The sequence below is a fragment of the Marinifilum sp. RC60d5 genome (genome assembly GCF_052400665.1).
Lineage (GTDB): Bacteria > Bacteroidota > Bacteroidia > Bacteroidales > Marinifilaceae > JBQTGK01.
In genome coordinates this window covers 769,091-785,886 of record NZ_JBQTGK010000001.1, presented here as the reverse complement: position 1 = coordinate 785,886, position 16,796 = coordinate 769,091, and the positions used below count along the sequence as shown (strand labels likewise).

At 34.9% G+C, this 16,796-nt stretch carries 18 protein-coding genes; 5 read left to right on the top strand and 13 right to left on the bottom strand.

The features are described from left to right. Positions 1-43: 43 nt before the first annotated feature. The 4 genes from rmuC to ACT3CE_RS03340 all read right to left on the bottom strand — a co-directional run bounded on the left by rmuC (position 44) and on the right by ACT3CE_RS03340 (position 3,952). Entirely contained in the window at positions 44-1,414 is a 1,371-nt protein-coding gene (gene rmuC, locus ACT3CE_RS03355; RefSeq protein WP_444708344.1) for a DNA recombination protein RmuC, read from the bottom strand. Between the two features lie 189 nt (positions 1,415-1,603). Further along, a complete protein-coding gene (locus ACT3CE_RS03350) occupies positions 1,604-2,368 on the bottom strand; it encodes a UDP-2,3-diacylglucosamine diphosphatase (protein ID WP_444708343.1) in 765 nt (254 codons plus the stop codon). A 144-nt stretch (positions 2,369-2,512) separates the two neighbouring features. Further along, positions 2,513-3,679, bottom strand: a complete 1,167-nt coding sequence (locus ACT3CE_RS03345; protein ID WP_444708342.1) for a redoxin domain-containing protein — start codon at positions 3,677-3,679, stop codon at positions 2,513-2,515. Positions 3,680-3,826: 147 nt separating this feature from the next. Then, entirely contained in the window at positions 3,827-3,952 is a 126-nt protein-coding gene (locus ACT3CE_RS03340) for a hypothetical protein (RefSeq protein ID WP_444708341.1), read from the bottom strand. 197 nt (positions 3,953-4,149) lie between these two features. On the opposite strand from ACT3CE_RS03340, the gene ACT3CE_RS03335 reads away from it, so the two are divergent. Then, entirely contained in the window at positions 4,150-5,079 is a 930-nt protein-coding gene (locus tag ACT3CE_RS03335; protein ID WP_444708340.1) for a bifunctional riboflavin kinase/FAD synthetase, read from the top strand. Positions 5,080-5,148: 69 nt separating this feature from the next. On the opposite strand, the gene ACT3CE_RS03330 is transcribed toward ACT3CE_RS03335, so the two are convergent. Then, a complete protein-coding gene (locus ACT3CE_RS03330; RefSeq protein WP_444708339.1) occupies positions 5,149-7,575 on the bottom strand; it encodes a sodium-translocating pyrophosphatase in 2,427 nt (808 codons plus the stop codon). 198 nt (positions 7,576-7,773) lie between these two features. Beyond that, positions 7,774-8,253 (bottom strand): Rieske (2Fe-2S) protein, encoded by a 480-nt coding sequence (locus tag ACT3CE_RS03325; protein ID WP_444708338.1) that lies wholly within the window; start codon positions 8,251-8,253, stop codon positions 7,774-7,776. Positions 8,254-8,340: 87 nt separating this feature from the next. Between ACT3CE_RS03325 and ACT3CE_RS03320 the strand changes: the two genes are divergently transcribed. The 3 genes from ACT3CE_RS03320 to ACT3CE_RS03310 all read left to right on the top strand — a co-directional run bounded on the left by ACT3CE_RS03320 (position 8,341) and on the right by ACT3CE_RS03310 (position 9,868). Further along, on the top strand, positions 8,341-8,790 hold the full coding sequence (locus ACT3CE_RS03320) for a hypothetical protein (RefSeq protein WP_444708337.1): 450 nt from the start codon (positions 8,341-8,343) through the stop codon (positions 8,788-8,790). Positions 8,791-8,966: 176 nt separating this feature from the next. Next, entirely contained in the window at positions 8,967-9,440 is a 474-nt protein-coding gene (gene greA, locus ACT3CE_RS03315) for a transcription elongation factor GreA (protein ID WP_444708336.1), read from the top strand. A gap of 32 nt (positions 9,441-9,472) precedes the next feature. Then, positions 9,473-9,868 carry an HIT family protein gene (locus ACT3CE_RS03310; protein WP_444708335.1) on the top strand — a complete coding sequence of 132 codons (396 nt, stop codon included), beginning with the start codon at positions 9,473-9,475 and terminating at the stop codon, positions 9,866-9,868. A gap of 45 nt (positions 9,869-9,913) precedes the next feature. Here ACT3CE_RS03310 and ruvC read toward each other — a convergent pair whose 3' ends face one another. From ruvC to rplU, 7 genes are all read right to left on the bottom strand, one after another. Continuing rightward, positions 9,914-10,468 (bottom strand): crossover junction endodeoxyribonuclease RuvC, encoded by a 555-nt coding sequence (ruvC, locus tag ACT3CE_RS03305; protein WP_444708334.1) that lies wholly within the window; start codon positions 10,466-10,468, stop codon positions 9,914-9,916. Between the two features lies 1 nt (position 10,469). Then, entirely contained in the window at positions 10,470-11,354 is an 885-nt protein-coding gene (locus tag ACT3CE_RS03300) for a DMT family transporter (RefSeq protein ID WP_444708333.1), read from the bottom strand. A 10-nt stretch (positions 11,355-11,364) separates the two neighbouring features. Then, positions 11,365-11,667, bottom strand: coding sequence for a DUF4286 family protein (locus ACT3CE_RS03295; RefSeq protein ID WP_444708332.1), 303 nt, complete (start codon positions 11,665-11,667; stop codon positions 11,365-11,367). A gap of 61 nt (positions 11,668-11,728) precedes the next feature. Continuing rightward, positions 11,729-13,546, bottom strand: a complete 1,818-nt coding sequence (locus ACT3CE_RS03290; RefSeq protein ID WP_444708331.1) for a tetratricopeptide repeat protein — start codon at positions 13,544-13,546, stop codon at positions 11,729-11,731. Between the two features lie 176 nt (positions 13,547-13,722). Continuing rightward, complete coding sequence (gene serS / locus ACT3CE_RS03285; protein ID WP_444708330.1) at positions 13,723-14,997, bottom strand: serine--tRNA ligase; 1,275 nt, start codon at positions 14,995-14,997, stop codon at positions 13,723-13,725. A 116-nt stretch (positions 14,998-15,113) separates the two neighbouring features. After that, on the bottom strand, positions 15,114-15,374 hold the full coding sequence (rpmA, locus tag ACT3CE_RS03280) for a 50S ribosomal protein L27 (protein WP_444708329.1): 261 nt from the start codon (positions 15,372-15,374) through the stop codon (positions 15,114-15,116). Between the two features lie 20 nt (positions 15,375-15,394). Continuing rightward, positions 15,395-15,706, bottom strand: a complete 312-nt coding sequence (rplU, locus tag ACT3CE_RS03275) for a 50S ribosomal protein L21 (RefSeq protein ID WP_320118129.1) — start codon at positions 15,704-15,706, stop codon at positions 15,395-15,397. Between the two features lie 473 nt (positions 15,707-16,179). Here rplU and ACT3CE_RS03270 point away from each other — a divergent pair, with 473 nt between their 5' ends. Further along, positions 16,180-16,782, top strand: a complete 603-nt coding sequence (locus ACT3CE_RS03270; protein WP_444708328.1) for a bifunctional nuclease domain-containing protein — start codon at positions 16,180-16,182, stop codon at positions 16,780-16,782. Positions 16,783-16,796 lie beyond the last annotated feature (14 nt).

The window sequence follows — 16,796 nt, the reverse complement described above, 5'->3', positions numbered from 1 at the left end:
CCTTTGTAATCAGTTAACGTAAAAATACCGAATGATTTCGCATTTATTGTAAGGCATTCGAATCGTTCATTCTGTCGATTAAACTTTGCGGTAATTTCTTTTTCACTTTAGCGCCCAGTTCGCGTATTTTTTCGGCATTACGAACCAGGTTACCTTTTCCATCGCTTAATTTATTCATTGCTGCCGAATAGGTCTTTTTTGTGGTTTCCATTTGTCTGCCCAGGTTTTGCATATCATCAACAAAGCCAACAAATTTATCGTACAAAGCACCACCTTGCCGGGCAATTTCCAGTACATTTCGGTTTTGGTGTTCCTGTTTCCATATAGAGGCAATGGTGCGCAGAGTTGCCAACAGGGTAGAAGGGCTAACAATTACAATTTTCTTTTCCCAGGCATAGCTAAACAGTTCCTGATCGTACTGCACCGCCATTGCAAACGACGATTCTATGGGTACAAACATCAGCACAAAATCGGGAGAATCCAGACTTTCGGAGCTTTGATAATGTTTATCAGCCAATTCTTTAACATGTGCTTTTAAGGAAACGATATGTTCTTTCTGAAATTTCTCGGCTTCAATATTGTTGGTGGTATTTACAAAGCGTTCGTAGGCAATTAACGAAACTTTCGAATCAACAATTACATGTTTATTTTCAGGTAGTTTTATTATTACATCGGGCCTAATGATTTGGCCTTCGCTGTTTTGCATTACCACCTCGCGCTCGTACTCTTCTCCTTTGCTTAAGCCCGAGCGTTCTAAAATTCGTTCGAGAACCACTTCGCCCCAGTTGCCTTGTTTTTTCACATCGCCTTTTAAAGCTTTGGTCAGGTTATTGGCTTCGTCGCTAATTCGGGTATTTAAATCGTATAGTTTTTTAACCTCTTCTTTCAGGCTAATTTTGTCGCGTAGTTCTTTGTCGTAAGTTTCTTCTACTTTTTTCTCGAACAAAATTAGTTTCTCCTTAATGGGGCCCATAATATCACTCATGTTCTTTTGGTTCGAACTGGTAAATTCTTTGGTATTTTCCTTCAGAATTTTACTGGCAATATTTTCAAACTCCTGGGTAAATTTCTTTTGTAGTTCCTCTAACTCTTGTTTTTGACTGGTTAGTTTTTCTTCCAGATTTTTTCTTTCGGTAGCCGATACAGATACCGAACGAGTCAGGTTCTGATTTTTCTCTCTTTCTTCGTCTAAGGCAACTTCAAGTCTTGTTTTTTCGCGCATCAGGTTATTGGCGCGTTCCTCCAATATCGAGAGCTGATGCGACAAATCACTTTTTTCCTTGATAAAGATATTTTCCTGAGTCAGTAATTCCTCACGATGCAAAGCCGATTTTAGAGAGGCTTTTCTACGCATAATTAACCAGCCAATAATTAGACCTTTTACAATTCCGATTGCGAGATATAAAAACTCCATCAATTTTTATTTAAGCACAAGGCAGAACGAAGTAAATTGTATTATAAAACAAAGGATTAATGGTTTTGTATTTACTTGTTGTGTTTTGTGTTGGTTAGTATCTTATAATCATATTTAATGGGGGAATAAGAATTTAAAATGCTTATTCTGCCTGAATATTTTACGAAACTAATTTATAGCTTTTGGTGTTTAAGCTTTAGGTTTTTCGTACTCTTTCAGTTCCATTTTATCACCATCAAAAACAGCGTAGGTAAAGTTTGTAACCCAATCGCCGGTGTTTATGTATCTGCTTTTTCCATTCAGATCTATATCGCTTGGCCAGTGTCTGTGTCCAAAAACAAAATAATCGAAATGTTCTTTTTTTAATTCATCATTGGCATACAGTACCAGCCATTCTTTGTCAACACCTCTAAAGTTATCGGCTTCAATGCATCCGTTTTTTAATCGGCTGTGTCCCGACCATTTATGAGCCAGCCAAAACGAAAAGTTAGGATGTAATCGGGCAAAGGCCCACTGTAAAAATTTATTGGTGAATATTTTTTTTAAGAACTTATAGCTTTTGTCGTAAGGTCCTAGTCCGTCGCCATGTCCTAAAAAGAATTTTTTGCCTTTTAGTTCTGTTTTAACAATATCTCGATGCACTATTACCCCGGTTTCTGCAGGCAGGTAATCAAAAACCCAAATGTCATGATTTCCGGTAAAAAAATGAACTGGAATACCCGAATCGGTAATCTCAGCAATTTTCCCTAAAACACGTGTAAAACCTCTTGGTGCGGCTCTTTTGTATTCGAACCAGAAGTCGAAAATATCACCCATTAAGTAAATTGCTTCGGCATCGTTTTTAACTGTATCCAACCATTTGGCAAACAGTTTTTCACGCTCACGATTGTTGTTCATGGCGGGTGCACCTAAATGCACATCCGATGCAAAATATATTTTTTTATTGTTCTCCATAAAAAAGTCCTTAATTCGCTTTAAGTTAAAGGTGTTTAAAGGTAAAAATCAATTTTATAAATGTATTTAGATTTAAAATGCCTTAAGTTAGTACTATTCACTAATAACTTAAGGCACTTGCATATACTTTAGGGAAATGAGTTTTTATTTTACGTACTCAGCTACTTTTTCTTCCAGTCTGCGTCCAAAAAGATCTTTACCCACAATTTCTCCTCTTTGGTCGATTAGATAATTTGCCGGAACTTTTTTGATGTTGTAAAGGCGGGTAGCAGCAGCGCTTCCTGTTTTTAAATCACATACATTGGTCCAGTTTAATTTATCTTCATCAATCGCCTGTTTCCATAATTTCTCATTCTGATCAACCGAAACCTGGTATATTTTTAATCCTTTGCTACGATATTTATTGTAGATTTTTTTGAGAGTTGCATTTTGCTTGCGCGATGCAACATCCTGAGAAGCCCAGTAGCTAAGAATAATAAACTTTCCCTTGTATGAGGATAGTGCCACTTCTTTTCCATTTGTATTGGGTAATGTAACATCAGGAAAATTAGAGCCTTTTTCTTTTATCATTTTCGCAATATTCAGGTTTGCTATTCTTTTTTCAAGAGTTTTGTAGTTGGCAAGAATTGCTTTGGTATATTCGTGTTCCGGATAAAGAGCTTTCATCGACGAAGCTACAATTTTTACAAACTGAATATCACTGTTTTCGTTTAATGTAAAAGTATTTTCATCGATTTTCTGATACAAGGCCATATAACTTGCCAGAGAAGTGGCATTTTTCATGATAAAATTCTTAGAGAACTCTCTCTGGGCCTGAATAGCTTCTACATATTCGGCCACTAAATTTTGTGATACAGTAGAAAAATCGGCATCATTTTTTTTCTCTTCCAATTGCTTGCGGATATTGGCTATCTTAGCTTTTGTAAGGGTAAGGGTATCGTTAAGCTGCTTAACCAATTTCGATCCTTTCGATCCTTCCACAATATATTTTGCACCCATATTTTCACTCTTACTATAGACCAAAATATTTTCTTTTGCTTCGGCCAGTAGAGTAATTAATTTACCATTAGAAAGCCGCAAAATATAAAATCCAGGTTTAGTATTTTCCTCTTCAAGCTCAGCTGTAAACTTAAATCTTCCATCTTCATCCAAGCTTACAGAATCTATAGTCTCGCTGCTTGCAACATGTAATTTATCCAAATACAATACTTTACCGTCGGCATTATCAATTTTACCTTCAAATTTTACACTGTCGTTTTGATTACAGGCCCAAAGAAGCAATAGGGGCAGGGCAAATAAAAGTTTTCTCATTCTATGATTAGTTTGCGTTAGATTGCTTTATTAATTTCTTTACTATTAAAATCCCGAAAGGCAGGTGAAATCAGCTTAATTTTGTAAGTCGAGTTTAAAAAAGAAGTCGCCTTTTGGGGTGATTTTTTAACTTCAGGCGGAAATTTACTAATAATTTCCTGTTTTACCATTACGAACTTGCTGTCGGCCTTCAAATTTGTCAATCTGCACTAATAAGCAGGCCAATTTTTTTGTGCTGGAAAGTAAGGATTCAATTGTTCCCGAAATTTTCATATTTTTGCCAGAGAACAGACTCGTTTTGTATCCTTTAAAAATATAGTTTTGGGATATGAGAAATGGTTTACATCTTAAAATAATACCGATTTTAAAATTAACTTCGTGTAAAGTTTGTCAGGCATCTTTACTTTTTTTGTTGTTAATAGGTGTTTTCTGGTGTTTACTTTATTAAATAATTGGCATAATAATCAGGAATGAAAATATATACGGATCTTAAAGATTTTTCAGCTATTAATCCAGTCGTTACAATTGGTACTTTCGATGGGGTGCATTTGGGCCACAGAAAGGTGATTCGCCGACTACAGGAACTAGCGCATAAAGTAAAGGGAGAAACCGTAATCTTCACTTTTTATCCTCATCCAAGGTTGGTTTTAAACAAGGAAAATAATGGACTCCGATTAATTAATACTCTGGAAGAAAAAAAGGTATTGCTCGAGGCTGCCGGAATCGATCATCTGGTTGTTTATCCATTTACCAAAGAGTTTTCGCAACTATCCTATATCGAGTTTGTTGAGCAAATATTGGTAAAGCAACTGGGAATGAAATATCTGGTTGTAGGTTACGATCATCGTTTTGGGCATAATAGAGAAGGAAAATACGAAGATTTAAAAGTGTTTGCCGATCAGTTAAATTTTAAAATTGAGCGTCAGGATGTTTTAAATATGGATGCCATAAATGTGAGTTCTACCAAGGTGCGTACTGCCATTTCGGAAGGAGACATAAAAATGGCCAATAAATATTTGGGCTACCGTTTTTTTATAAAAGGAGATGTTATCGATGGAAAAAAATTAGGCCGCACATTGGGTTTTCCTACTGCCAATATCGATCCGCAGGAAAGCTACAAGCTCGTGCCTAAAGATGGTGTTTATGCTGTAAAGGTTGATGTGGACGATACGCGATATTTAGGAATGTTGAATATTGGCGTTCGCCCTACTGTAAATAATCAATTGGATAACCGATCGATAGAAGTTCATATTCTCGATTTCGATCAGGATATCTATTACAAAAACATTACCATTCGTTTTTATCAACGCATTCGTAACGAGCAGTTTTTTAAATCAATTGATGAATTAAAAGAGCAGTTGGCAAAAGATAAAGAATCGGTTATTGAATTGTTAGGCTAATTATTAGTTAAGAGTTTTAAGTAAGCCCGAAGAAACATCTCCGGGCTTTGTATTTTTACGGAAGTCAATTTATTTTTTAGGAATTCTCATTCCGTAGAAAGAGCGGTAAACAAAGAATAATCCAATAAGTAAGAATACACCACCAATGTATGGAGCAATATTCATTTCTCCTGTTTTATCAGCATGAACAATTAGTTCAATGGCAATTTCGGCAGCTAAAAGTCCAAATAAAGTAGAGAATTTAATAATTGGATTTAATGCAACCGACGAGGTATCTTTATAAGGATCACCAACCGTATCACCAATAATGGTAGCATCGTGTAAAGGTGTATTTTTCTCTTGTAAATCTACTTCTACAACTTTTTTGGCATTGTCCCATGCACCACCCGCATTGGCCATATACATAGCCTGAAACAAACCAAAAATAGCAATGGAAATTAGGTAAGCCACAAAAAAGTTAGGGCTGAAAAATGCAAAAGCTAAGGTCAAACAAAGAATTACGGCAAAAATATTCCACATTCCTGTTTGTGCGTACTGAGTACAAATTTTAACCACATTTTTCGAATCCTCAATATCGGCTTCGGTTTTTTCTAAATTGATATTTTTCTTAATGTACTCTACAGCACGGTAAGCACCTGTGGTTACGGCCTGCATCGAAGCACCCGAGAACCAGTAAATAACAGCACCACCAGTAATTAAACCCAGAATTACCGAAGGATCGGTTAACTGAATCTGCAATAAAGATTCTCCGCTCGTTAGAATGGTTCCTTTCAGAAGCAAAATAATGGCAAAAATCATGGTAGTGGCACCAATTACAGCCGTACCAATTAATACAGGTTTAGCAGTGGCTTTAAAAGTATTTCCGGCCGAATCGTTTTCTTCCAAATTGTGTTTTCCGCTTTCAAAATTAGGTTCAAATCCAAACTCACTATTAATTTCTTCTTTAATATTCGGAATCTTTTCGATTTGTGATAATTCAAATACCGATTGGGCATTGTCGGTAACTGGTCCATAACTATCAACAGCAATGGTTACAGGTCCCATTCCTAAAAATCCAAAGGCCACCAAACCAAAAGCAAATATTCCCGGATATTCTCCAAATACAGCAATGTCCTGAACGGTAAAAAAAGCCACCGCCATTAATGCCATCATGACCATTCCTTTCCAGAAAGCAGAAAAATTTCCGGCTACCATACCCGATAAAATGGTTAAGGAAGCACCACCTTCGCGCGATGCAGTAACGACTTCCTGCACATGTCGGGAACTCGAACTGGTAAAGGCTTTTGTGAATTCAGGGATTATTGCTGCCGCTAATGTTCCACAGGAAATAATGGTCGAAAGTTTCCACCAAAGTTCTTCCGGAAGATCAGATATTAACACATAACTTAGTACATAGGTTACGATTATTGATACGATTGAGGTAATCCACACCAAAGAGCTTAAAGGAGCCTCGAAATCGAAACTATCTGCCTGACTATATCTTGCTTTTGCTATGGCCTGATTTACCAAATATGCAAATACCGAAGTAAATATCATTAATACACGCATGGCAAAAATCCAAACAATCAGGGTAGAGGCAAAACCTACATTTGGCATTAGCCCTGTTTCCCCAAACATTAAAATAATGAAAGTAATTAAAGCAACTCCGGTAACTCCATAAGTCTCGAAACCATCGGCAGTAGGTCCAACACTATCGCCGGCATTATCGCCAGTACAGTCGGCAATTACACCCGGATTTCTCGGGTCATCTTCACCAATTTTAAATACAATTTTCATTAAATCGGCTCCTATGTCGGCAATTTTAGTAAAAATACCACCTGCAATTCTCAATGCTGATGCGCCCAGCGATTCACCAATTGCAAATCCTACAAAACAGGCTCCGGCACTTTCTCCGGGAATAAACAGAAGAATGGCTATCATCATAATTAGCTCAACACAAATAAGCAAAAGACCAACACTCATACCGGCCTGTAATGGAATAGACATAACATCGAAAGGCTTTTTCTTTAAGGCAGCAAAAGAAGTGCGACTGTTTGCGTAAGTATTAATTCTAATTCCGAACCAGGCAACTCCATACGAGCCCAGAATACCAAGCACAGTCCACAATAAAATAAGCATGGTTTTAGGTATAGATACATTTGCCAAACCAATAAAATAATAGGATATGGCAACACCTATAATTACAAATAGTATAATTAAAAATTTTCCCTGTTGTAGTAAGTAGGTTTTACAGGTTTCGTAAATAATATTAGAAACTTTAGCCATTGAATTATGTACCGGCAATTTTTTGATACGATTAAATTGTATCATTCCAAAAAGTAAACCAAGTGCAATTACAATAATGCCATAAAGTAACAAGTCCCAACCATTCATTCCAGCTAGTCCATCAAAAGTACTTTGTTTAAGATCCGGGACAAGCAAATCGGCTTCGCTAGCCAAACTGGTAAAAGGGAATGCTAATACCCCAGACAATAGAAGTAATAATGCTTTTTTCATAGGATAAAAATTAATTTGAATAGGTGAATTTCCTTTCAAATTATACATTATTGCATACTATGTCAAGGTTTTTAATTATAAATACCTGTCTGTGTAAAATTTAGGAGATTTGCTTTGTAAGCTGATTTTGTTATTTTTAAGGTGTGAAGATTGGTCCGTTATTCAGGAAACTCCCTTTTTTTACTATGAATTTATTGATTAATTGTAAATGTGAAGCATATTTCCATTTAAACTGGTTCTGTACGATTTTAAAGGATATATCGCCACAGATTCACCAATAGGATTGGCACCTGTTAAAATCATAAACTGACTATTACATACAGGGCAAACAGCAACACCTTCCCACGAATCATCATCATCAGGATCGTTTAGTACAACATGTTCCGAAGATTCTACATCATGCGGACAGGTAGCATCATAAACAAAATATTCTTCGTTGGCTCTATAAATAATGATTCCATGGTTTTTATAGCCTACAAGTTCGCCATAAACATTATCGAAATATAAGGCGGTATTATTGGTTAACTGATTGTGGTAGTTTAAGTCGAGTGTTACATCAATTTTTCGGTAGGGAACAATTTCATTAACATCAACCGAATTTGAACTACAGGAACAAAAAATGATACTTAAGGGAAGTAAAAGAAAAAAATATAGTAAATTTGATTTGTTGACATTCATTGTTTTAAATTTTGCATTTATAACGATTCTTCTCGCGAATTAGTATGTGGTAAAACTAGAAATAAAAATAATATTATCAGGACTATTATGGACGAAGGTTGGGGAAATATAATTTATCTGATAGCAATGGCTATCTTTATTGTTTATGGTGCCCTTAAAAAGAAAAAACCTGCAAAGGTAATTATACCAGATGAGGAAGAAATATTCGATCAGCAGGAACAGCCAGCGCAGCAGCCCAATACGGATTTTGAATCTATTTTGGGCACTTTACTGGGGCAGGAAATTTCGAAGCCTTATGCGCAAACAGAAGATTTAGATGCTGAAACATCTTCTTTTGAGCAGAAAGTAATCGTAAAAGAAGAAAAAAGAGTAAGCTCAGTTACTCAGGAAAAGAAAGAAGAAAAAAGATCTGTTTTTGACGACCTGAAAAATTTATACGAACAAGAGGAAGAAGAAATAGAAGAAGACGAAGAGGAAACGATTGACTGGCGACAAGCCATTATTTATAAGGAAATATTAGATCGAAAGTACCAATAATATAATTTTTTAGTACTTTTATAAGTCCCAGTTAAGTGGGTTAAAAAGGGGGAGTATTCTTATAAAATTTATATATTTGTACCCTGAAGAGTTCCGATTATCGGGATTCTTTTTGTTTTATAGGTCTTTTAGGATTAGAAAGTAAGAAAAATCAAGAAAATAAATAGGAGGATATTATGTCTGGATATTCATATATAACAGCAGAAGGATTAAAAAAATTAAGAGAAGAGTTAGAGCATTTAGAGACAATAGAACGTCCGGCAATCTCGAAGCAAATTGGCGAAGCTATCGATAAAGGCGATTTATCTGAAAATGCAGAGTACGATGCTGCTAAAGAGGCTCAGGGATTACTGGAAGCAAAAATTGCTCAATTAAGAGGTGTTGTTGCCAATAGTCGTATTATCGACGAAACAAAAATTGATACCTCTAAGGTTCAGATGATGAACAAGGTTACCATAAAAAATCAGAAGAATGGTGCCGTTATGACTTATACACTGGTTTCGGAATCGGAGGCAGATTTTAAGAAAGGAAAACTTTCTATAAATACTCCAATTGCTAAAGGTTTAATTGGTAAGAAAGTTGGTGAGATTGTTGAGATTAAAGTGCCTAATGGAATTATTCCTTTCGAAATAGTGGATATTTCTATCTAATAGAATTTCGTTTAACTATCAAAATAAGAGAAATGGCTTCAATTTTCACAAAAATTATTCAAGGTGAGATTCCTTGTCATAAAATCGCAGAAAGTGATAAATATTTTGCTTTTCTGGATATTAGCCCATTAGCAAAAGGTCATACTTTAGTGGTTCCAAAGCAGGAAGTTGATTATATTTTTAATTTGGAAGATGATATTTTAAGTGGCTTACACCTGTTTGCTAAAAAAGTGGCCAAAGCAGTCGAAAAAAGTGTCGAGTGCAAGAGAATTGGTGTAGCCGTAATTGGTCTGGAAGTTCCTCATACTCACATTCATTTAGTGCCAATTAATAATATTGGCGATTTAAGTTTCGATAATCCAAAATTGAGCTTAAGTCAGGAGGAAATGGCCGAAATAGCTGAATCTATCCGTAAAAATCTGGAATAATCTATTTTCTATTTAAGATATGAAAAGCCGCTTTTTGCGGCTTTTTTATTTTTTCACCCTACTGGGATTTTTCTTTATAAAATCGGACCAGGAAGATGATTTTCCGGATACAGTGGGCAGGTTACTTTGAAAATAGTGACACATTGCAATGGCAATAGCATCTGTTTCGTCGGCATTTTGAGGAAACTCTTTCATTTTAAAAAAACGCTGCAGGATAACCGCCAGTTGCTCTTTCGATGCGGTTCCAGTTCCCGTAATTGCAAGTTTAATTTTACGGGGAGCATACTCAAAAATTGGAATGTCGCGCTGTAAAGCCGCAGCAATAGCTACACCTTGCGCTCTACCGAGTTTTAACATCGATTGTATATTCTTACCAAAAAATTGGGACTCAATAGCCAGTTCATCGGGATGATACTCGTCGATTACCTGTAATGTTCTCTGGAAAATTTTCTGCAGCTTAATGTATGGATCTCCAATTTTTTTTAAATCGAGAAAGCCCGAAACCAAAATTTCCGGTTTCTTATTAGCTATCCGAATTAAACCATAACCCATTAAATTGGTTCCGGGATCAATTCCCATTATTATTCTATCCTTATTCAATTTATTTTGTTTTTTGTGCAATTCTTTGCAAAATAATACCTGCTATTATTAGCGTCAATCCTGCAAGAGTACTAAGATAGATAGATTCTTTGAGAAACAAATTAATAAAAATTAGAGAGAGAAATGGGCTTAGAAAAACCAGATTGCCAATTTTATCGGTCGATGAGCTAAGCTTCATCGCTTTAAGCCAAAGTACATAGGCAATTCCACATTCTACAACTCCAATGTAAATGGCTGCCAGCAAATGCTTTTTTGCTGGTAAATTAAATTCCGAAAACAGAAATATGCTAATGACGATATAAAGAAAGCCAAATATAAAGTTTAGCAATAGTTTGGCATTGGATTCTCTTTTATCGCGAACATTATAAATCCAGTACAAAGCCCAGAAAACAGAACTGGACAAAGCTAAGAGAACACCAAATGTATCGGGCATTTGTAAACTTGAGAATGACCCCTTATTTGCAATTATGATTACGCCCGAAAAACTAAGTAAAATGCAAAGTATATTTTTTATTCCAATTTTTTGTTTTAATAATGGAATGGATAAAAGTACCAGACTAACCGGCCAAATATAGTTTAAACTTAGTGCAAATTGGGCAGGTAAAATGGAATAAGCTTTTAAAAGTACCAGGTAGTAAAGAAATGGATTTAGAAAACCTAAAACTGCCGATTGCAAATATTCGCGACCTGTAATTTTAAAGCTCCTTTTCAACTGTCCGTTAAAGCTTTGTAAAATACCTAGAAACAGTATGGCTGTAGCCGACGAATAAAGTAAAAGATGAAGAAAATCCATACCCGAAAGGGCAATTTTAAATGCCGTAGCAACTGTCGACCAGCATAGAATGGCCAAAAGTGCATAGATATAGGCTTTCTTCTGTTTTTTCAAAGCTGATGTTTTAAACTTCCTGTAAAAGGGATGAGAAACTAATTACCTGATTTTGAAAGCGAGCATTAAAAACAGCCTTTACTCTGGGTTCAAAACTTGTCAGGTATTTTTCCAAATGTTCTTTGTTTTTAAAAACAAGCTGATGCGAGTAGGTTAATCCTTCGTCGTCTTTTGCCACCATAACCTTACAGAAATAATTATTGCTGAACGTGCTTGTTTCCTTTAACAAAGGAATAAATTTCGCTTTCATCCACTCCGTAAAAATGGGTTCTAATTCTTTATCGAACAAATAACTTGTATTGTAAATTAGCATAGCTATAATTTTAAATTTTTCGCAAAGATATTTAAAATTAAATACCATTAGCAGTAAGATATTACTTTCGTAATTTGTTCAGGTGTTGTCTTGCTTTAACCGAAAAAATACTATCTGGATAATCGGTAATAATTTTTTTAAAGCATTCACTAGCCTGAGAATAATTTTTTTGCAGTTCGTATATTTTCCCTTTTTCCAGCAAGGCTTTATCAGCAAGTAAGCTATCAGAATAATCACGGGTAATTATTTCTAGGTTTTCAAATGCTTTCTCAGTATCACCTTGTTGTTTGTATATTTCATATTTTTTAAAATATACCTCATCAATTAAGGAATGTGAGGGATGATTTCTAAGTAAATCATCTAATTTGCTTAAGGCTTCAGTTTCTTTTTTCTGATAGATAAGAAATTCAGCTTCAGCATATTTTTTCATGGCCGTATAACTTGTATCCAGTGTTGTATTGTCGCTTATCAATTGCGAAAGAGCAATGGCATCGTTGGCAATTAGTTTCGATGTACTGCCTTTTAAAGCATCGAGCTGTGCTTTTGCCCATTTTAGCTCTCCCATATAATATGAAACACGAGCCTTTTTAAATTTTGCATCATAACCAATAGGGTTATTTTTATTGGCTTTTTCAATTTGAGAATAGAGTAGAACAGCATCCCATTTTTCGTTGGCAAATAATTTTATATCCGCTAATTCCATTTTTATTTTCGAAATTTGCTGCGGGTGTATTCCTTTTTGTTTTAAAATTTCTTCAAGAATTGCAATTGCTTGGCTTGATTTGTTTAAAAACATTGCCAAAATATGAGCATGGCGAATAATGGCGGCACTCAAAAGCGATTTTTGCTTTTCCCCTTGCAAAAATATACTGTACTTATTCGATAGTTCCTGCCATTCGTCCTTGCTGGTATTGCTCTTTTCATTCAGCTGTAAGTATTGTGTTTCTAATATTTCTATTTGTGCTTTTAGGTAATTGCCGCATTCTGTTCCTTTTTTTAGTACCCGCTCATAACTTTTTATTGCTGTTTGGTAATCTTTATTGCTTCGCGCCGATAAAGCCAGTTCCATTAAACGATAGCCATCTTCTTTTTTTATTAAATCGATAGATCGGGCTTGTGCTAATGCCATAGGAAATTGTTTTTTCTGCATAAAATACCATTGCAGCAATTCCTTATAAGCAATATTGCCTGCTTCCTGTTGACTTTTGCTTAAAAGCTGATTTTTTAAAATAGGATCGAGACTGGAATCTATATCCTGTAAAAGTGCGGATTGTAATCTGTTTTGAACCGAATTTACCAAACTTTGATCGATGGAAATTGCCAGTAGATATTCACGTACCATTTTTTCGAAATCTCGCTGATACAGATAAATATTAGCCAACTCGATATGATACAGATCGGTCTGATTGAATAATTTTCGGCCTTGTAAGTAGGTTTCTGCAGCTAAATTGTATTCTCTTTTTGTGATAAATGCGTTGGCAACGCTGGAAATATCACTTTTTACGGGTTTTAATTTTTCAAGTACCTTATTGTACTGATTGATAGATTTTTCTTCTTGCTGCGCTTTTTTATATACATAGCCCAGCGAAATCAGAAATATTTTATCATTTGGATTTCTTTTGATCTGCTTTTTCACATAGCTCTCTGCATCTTTATATTCCTCTAACTGAAGAAGACAATCGATATAATAGTTGAAATATGTTTTCGATTTTGTAGCATCATATAAATTATAGAAAAGAGAGGATGCGGGTTTGTATTCCTTATCTCTAAAATATTTAAATGCCAACTGACTTGCCGACTGAATATTATGCTGACCAAATGTGGGCTTTACTCCTATAATCAGGAAAAATAAGAATATACCTGTCAAAAAATTTCTCAAAACTATTAGTTTAAACAAGTTAAAAATTACATGTTGAGCAATGCTCGATAACTGCTGAAAAATATCAGTTAGCTTTAAATTGCTAGCATAAAAATAAAAAAAAGCCCGGCTTCTTATGCCCGGGCTTCCATAAATATTTCGACAACAGATATTTTTACTGTAAATCTGCTTTCTTTTTAGTTGATAATATCAAAACCAGTGTAAGGAATCAATGCTTTTGGAATTTTAATTCCTTCAGGCGTTTGATTATTCTCAAGTAAAGCAGCAACAATTCTTGGCAAAGCCAAAGAACTACCATTTAAAGTGTGTGCCAGTTGAGGTTTTTTCATGTCTTTGCCTTTAAATCTTAATTTTAAGCGGTTTGCCTGATACGATTCAAAGTTTGAAATGGAGCTAACCTCCAGCCATTTATCCTGAGCAGCAGAAAATACTTCAAAATCGAAAGTTAGAGCTGCTGTAAAACTAGTATCTCCACCACAAAGGCGCAGTAGTCGGTAAGGCAATTCTAATTTTTGAATAATACCCTCAACATGCTTAACCATAACTTCTAAGGCTTCGTATGATTTATCGGGATGCTGTAATTGTACAATTTCCACTTTATCGAATTGATGCAAGCGGTTTAATCCACGTACATCCTTACCATACGAACCAGCTTCTCTTCTAAAACAAGCCGAATATGCTGTGTTTTTAACTGGAAAATCTTCTTCTTTTAAAATTACATCGCGGTAAATATTTGTTACCGGAACTTCGGCAGTAGGAATCAAATATAAATTATCTTCTGTTACATGATACATTTGACCTTCCTTATCAGGAAGCTGACCTGTTCCGTAACCCGAATCTTCGTTTACCACCAAAGGAGGAATTACTTCTTCGTATCCAGCTTTGCGGTTTTCATCTAAAAAGAAATTAATTAAAGCTCTTTGAAGGATTGCACCTTTTCCACGATATAATGGGAAACCTGCACCAGTTATTTTATTTCCTAATTCAAAATCAATAATATTATATTTTTTTGTTAATTCCCAGTGAGGAATTGCATCAGGAGGTAATTGAGGAGCTTCTCCAACAGTTTTTTCTACAACATTATCTTCTTCACCTTTACCCGCAGGAACCGATGCATGAGGAATATTTGGTATTTGCAGTAATAAATCGTTTAATTCTGTTAGAATCGAGCTTTGAGATGTACTAAGTTCGGAAATCGAATTTTTTAGTTCACTGGTTTTAGCTTTTGCAGCATTTGCTTCTTCAGCTTTACCATTTTTAAAAAGCATACCAATTTCTTTCGACAAGCTATTCATTTCAGCCTGAGCTGTATCTTGTTGTGCTTGAGTTGCTTTTCTTTTCTCATCCAATTTTACGATTTTACCGATAATTTCGGTAGCATCGAAATTTTTAATCTGTAAAGCCTTTATGGCTTCTTCCTGATTTTCCTGTAAGTATTTAAGGCCTAGCATCTATTTTCTTTTGTTGATGATTATTCCCGATCTCTATAAAAATGTAAAAATAAAAAAATCTCCTGTCTTTACACGATGATAAAGCAGGAGATTCAAATATTTTAATGCTGAATTACTTACTCAGCAATAGGTTCAATAGAAACGTATGATTTGTTGTCTCTTTTCTTTCTAAAAACAACAGTTCCGTCAACAAGAGCAAATAAAGTATGATCTTTACCACAACCTACATTCTCACCTGGATTATGCTTAGTACCTCTTTGACGTACAAGAATATTTCCAGCTTTCGCTACTTGTCCACCGTAAATTTTAACTCCTAATCGTTTACTTTCCGATTCTCTACCGTTCTTCGAACTACCGACTCCTTTTTTGTGTGCCATTTTCTAAATATTTTTAAGGATTAAGCAACAATTTCTTCAATTTGAATTTGTGATAAGTACTGACGGTGTCCGTTCAGTTTTTTGTATCCTTTTCTTCTTTTCTTCTTGAATACCTTTACCTTGTCACCTTTCATGTGTGATAATACTTTCGCTGTAACTTTAGCGCCTTCAATAGCAGGAGCACCAACTACAACTTCACCAGCATTGTCAACTAAAAGAACTTTTGCGAACTCAACTTGTCCACCTTCTTCAGTTTCCAATCTGTGAACGAAAATCTTCTGGTCTTTTTCAACTTTGAATTGTTGACCCGCGATTTCTACAATTGCGTACATTTTTTCCAAATTTTACGGTTTGTTCCAGGGGGTGGGTTGCTTAATAATTAAGCGATTCCTCTTGGTGAACCCCCGAAGAAATTTTATTTTTCGGACTGCAAAAATAGGAAAGATTGTTTGATAAACAAAGTTTTATACATGTAAATAGTACTTTTTTCTATGTTTTTTACATTTTTATAAAACGAAAATCAAATTTACTTCATTTTATAGTAAATGCACAAACTTTAGTGAAATAGGTTTGGATTTTTTTACCATTAATATGTATCTTCATATAATTATAGTTCCTATAGTTTTTTATGAATATATTTAATTATAAGATTAGGTATTAAAGTTAATTTGGCATTTAAAGCCAGTGTAATTGTAATGTTCAAATCAATTTAGGGAAATAAGATTTACTTGGTAGCGTTTATTGTTAAAAAGCTTCGAAACAATTATTATATTTGCTTTAATAATTCGAAAAATAGATAAAATTTATGGGTAAGATAAAGTTAAACGTCTTAGGATTGTCATATAGTCAGACTCAAACAGGTGCTTACGCTCTTGTATTGTCCGAAGAAAATGGCGATCGGCGTATTCCCATTATTATAGGAGGTGTAGAGGCACAATCAATAGCAATTCAATTGGAGGAATTGGATCCTCCTCGTCCTTTAACTCATGATTTATTTAAAAGTTTTGCAGAGGCATTTGCTGTAAATGTTGTTGAGGTAAACATTTATAAATTAGAAGAAGGTATCTTTTATGCTGAATTAATTTGTGAAAAAGGATCTACCAGAATTCGTATCGATTCAAGAACTTCTGATGCTGTCGCAATTGCTCTTCGTTTTAAATGTCCAATATTTACAACCGATGAAATAATTGAAAAAGCAGGAATTGTTTTGAGTATTGAAGGGGAAGCACAGGAACCTGAAATTACTGCTACCATGTCTGATGTTGAACTCGAAGATAAATCTGAGAGTGGTGAATTTAGTACTTATTCTATTAGTCAGTTAAAGGAATTGTTGAATGAAACAATTCGTAACGAGGATTATGAAAAAGCATCCTTAATAAGGGATGAACTTGATAAAAGAGAAAAATAGAATTTATAATTATA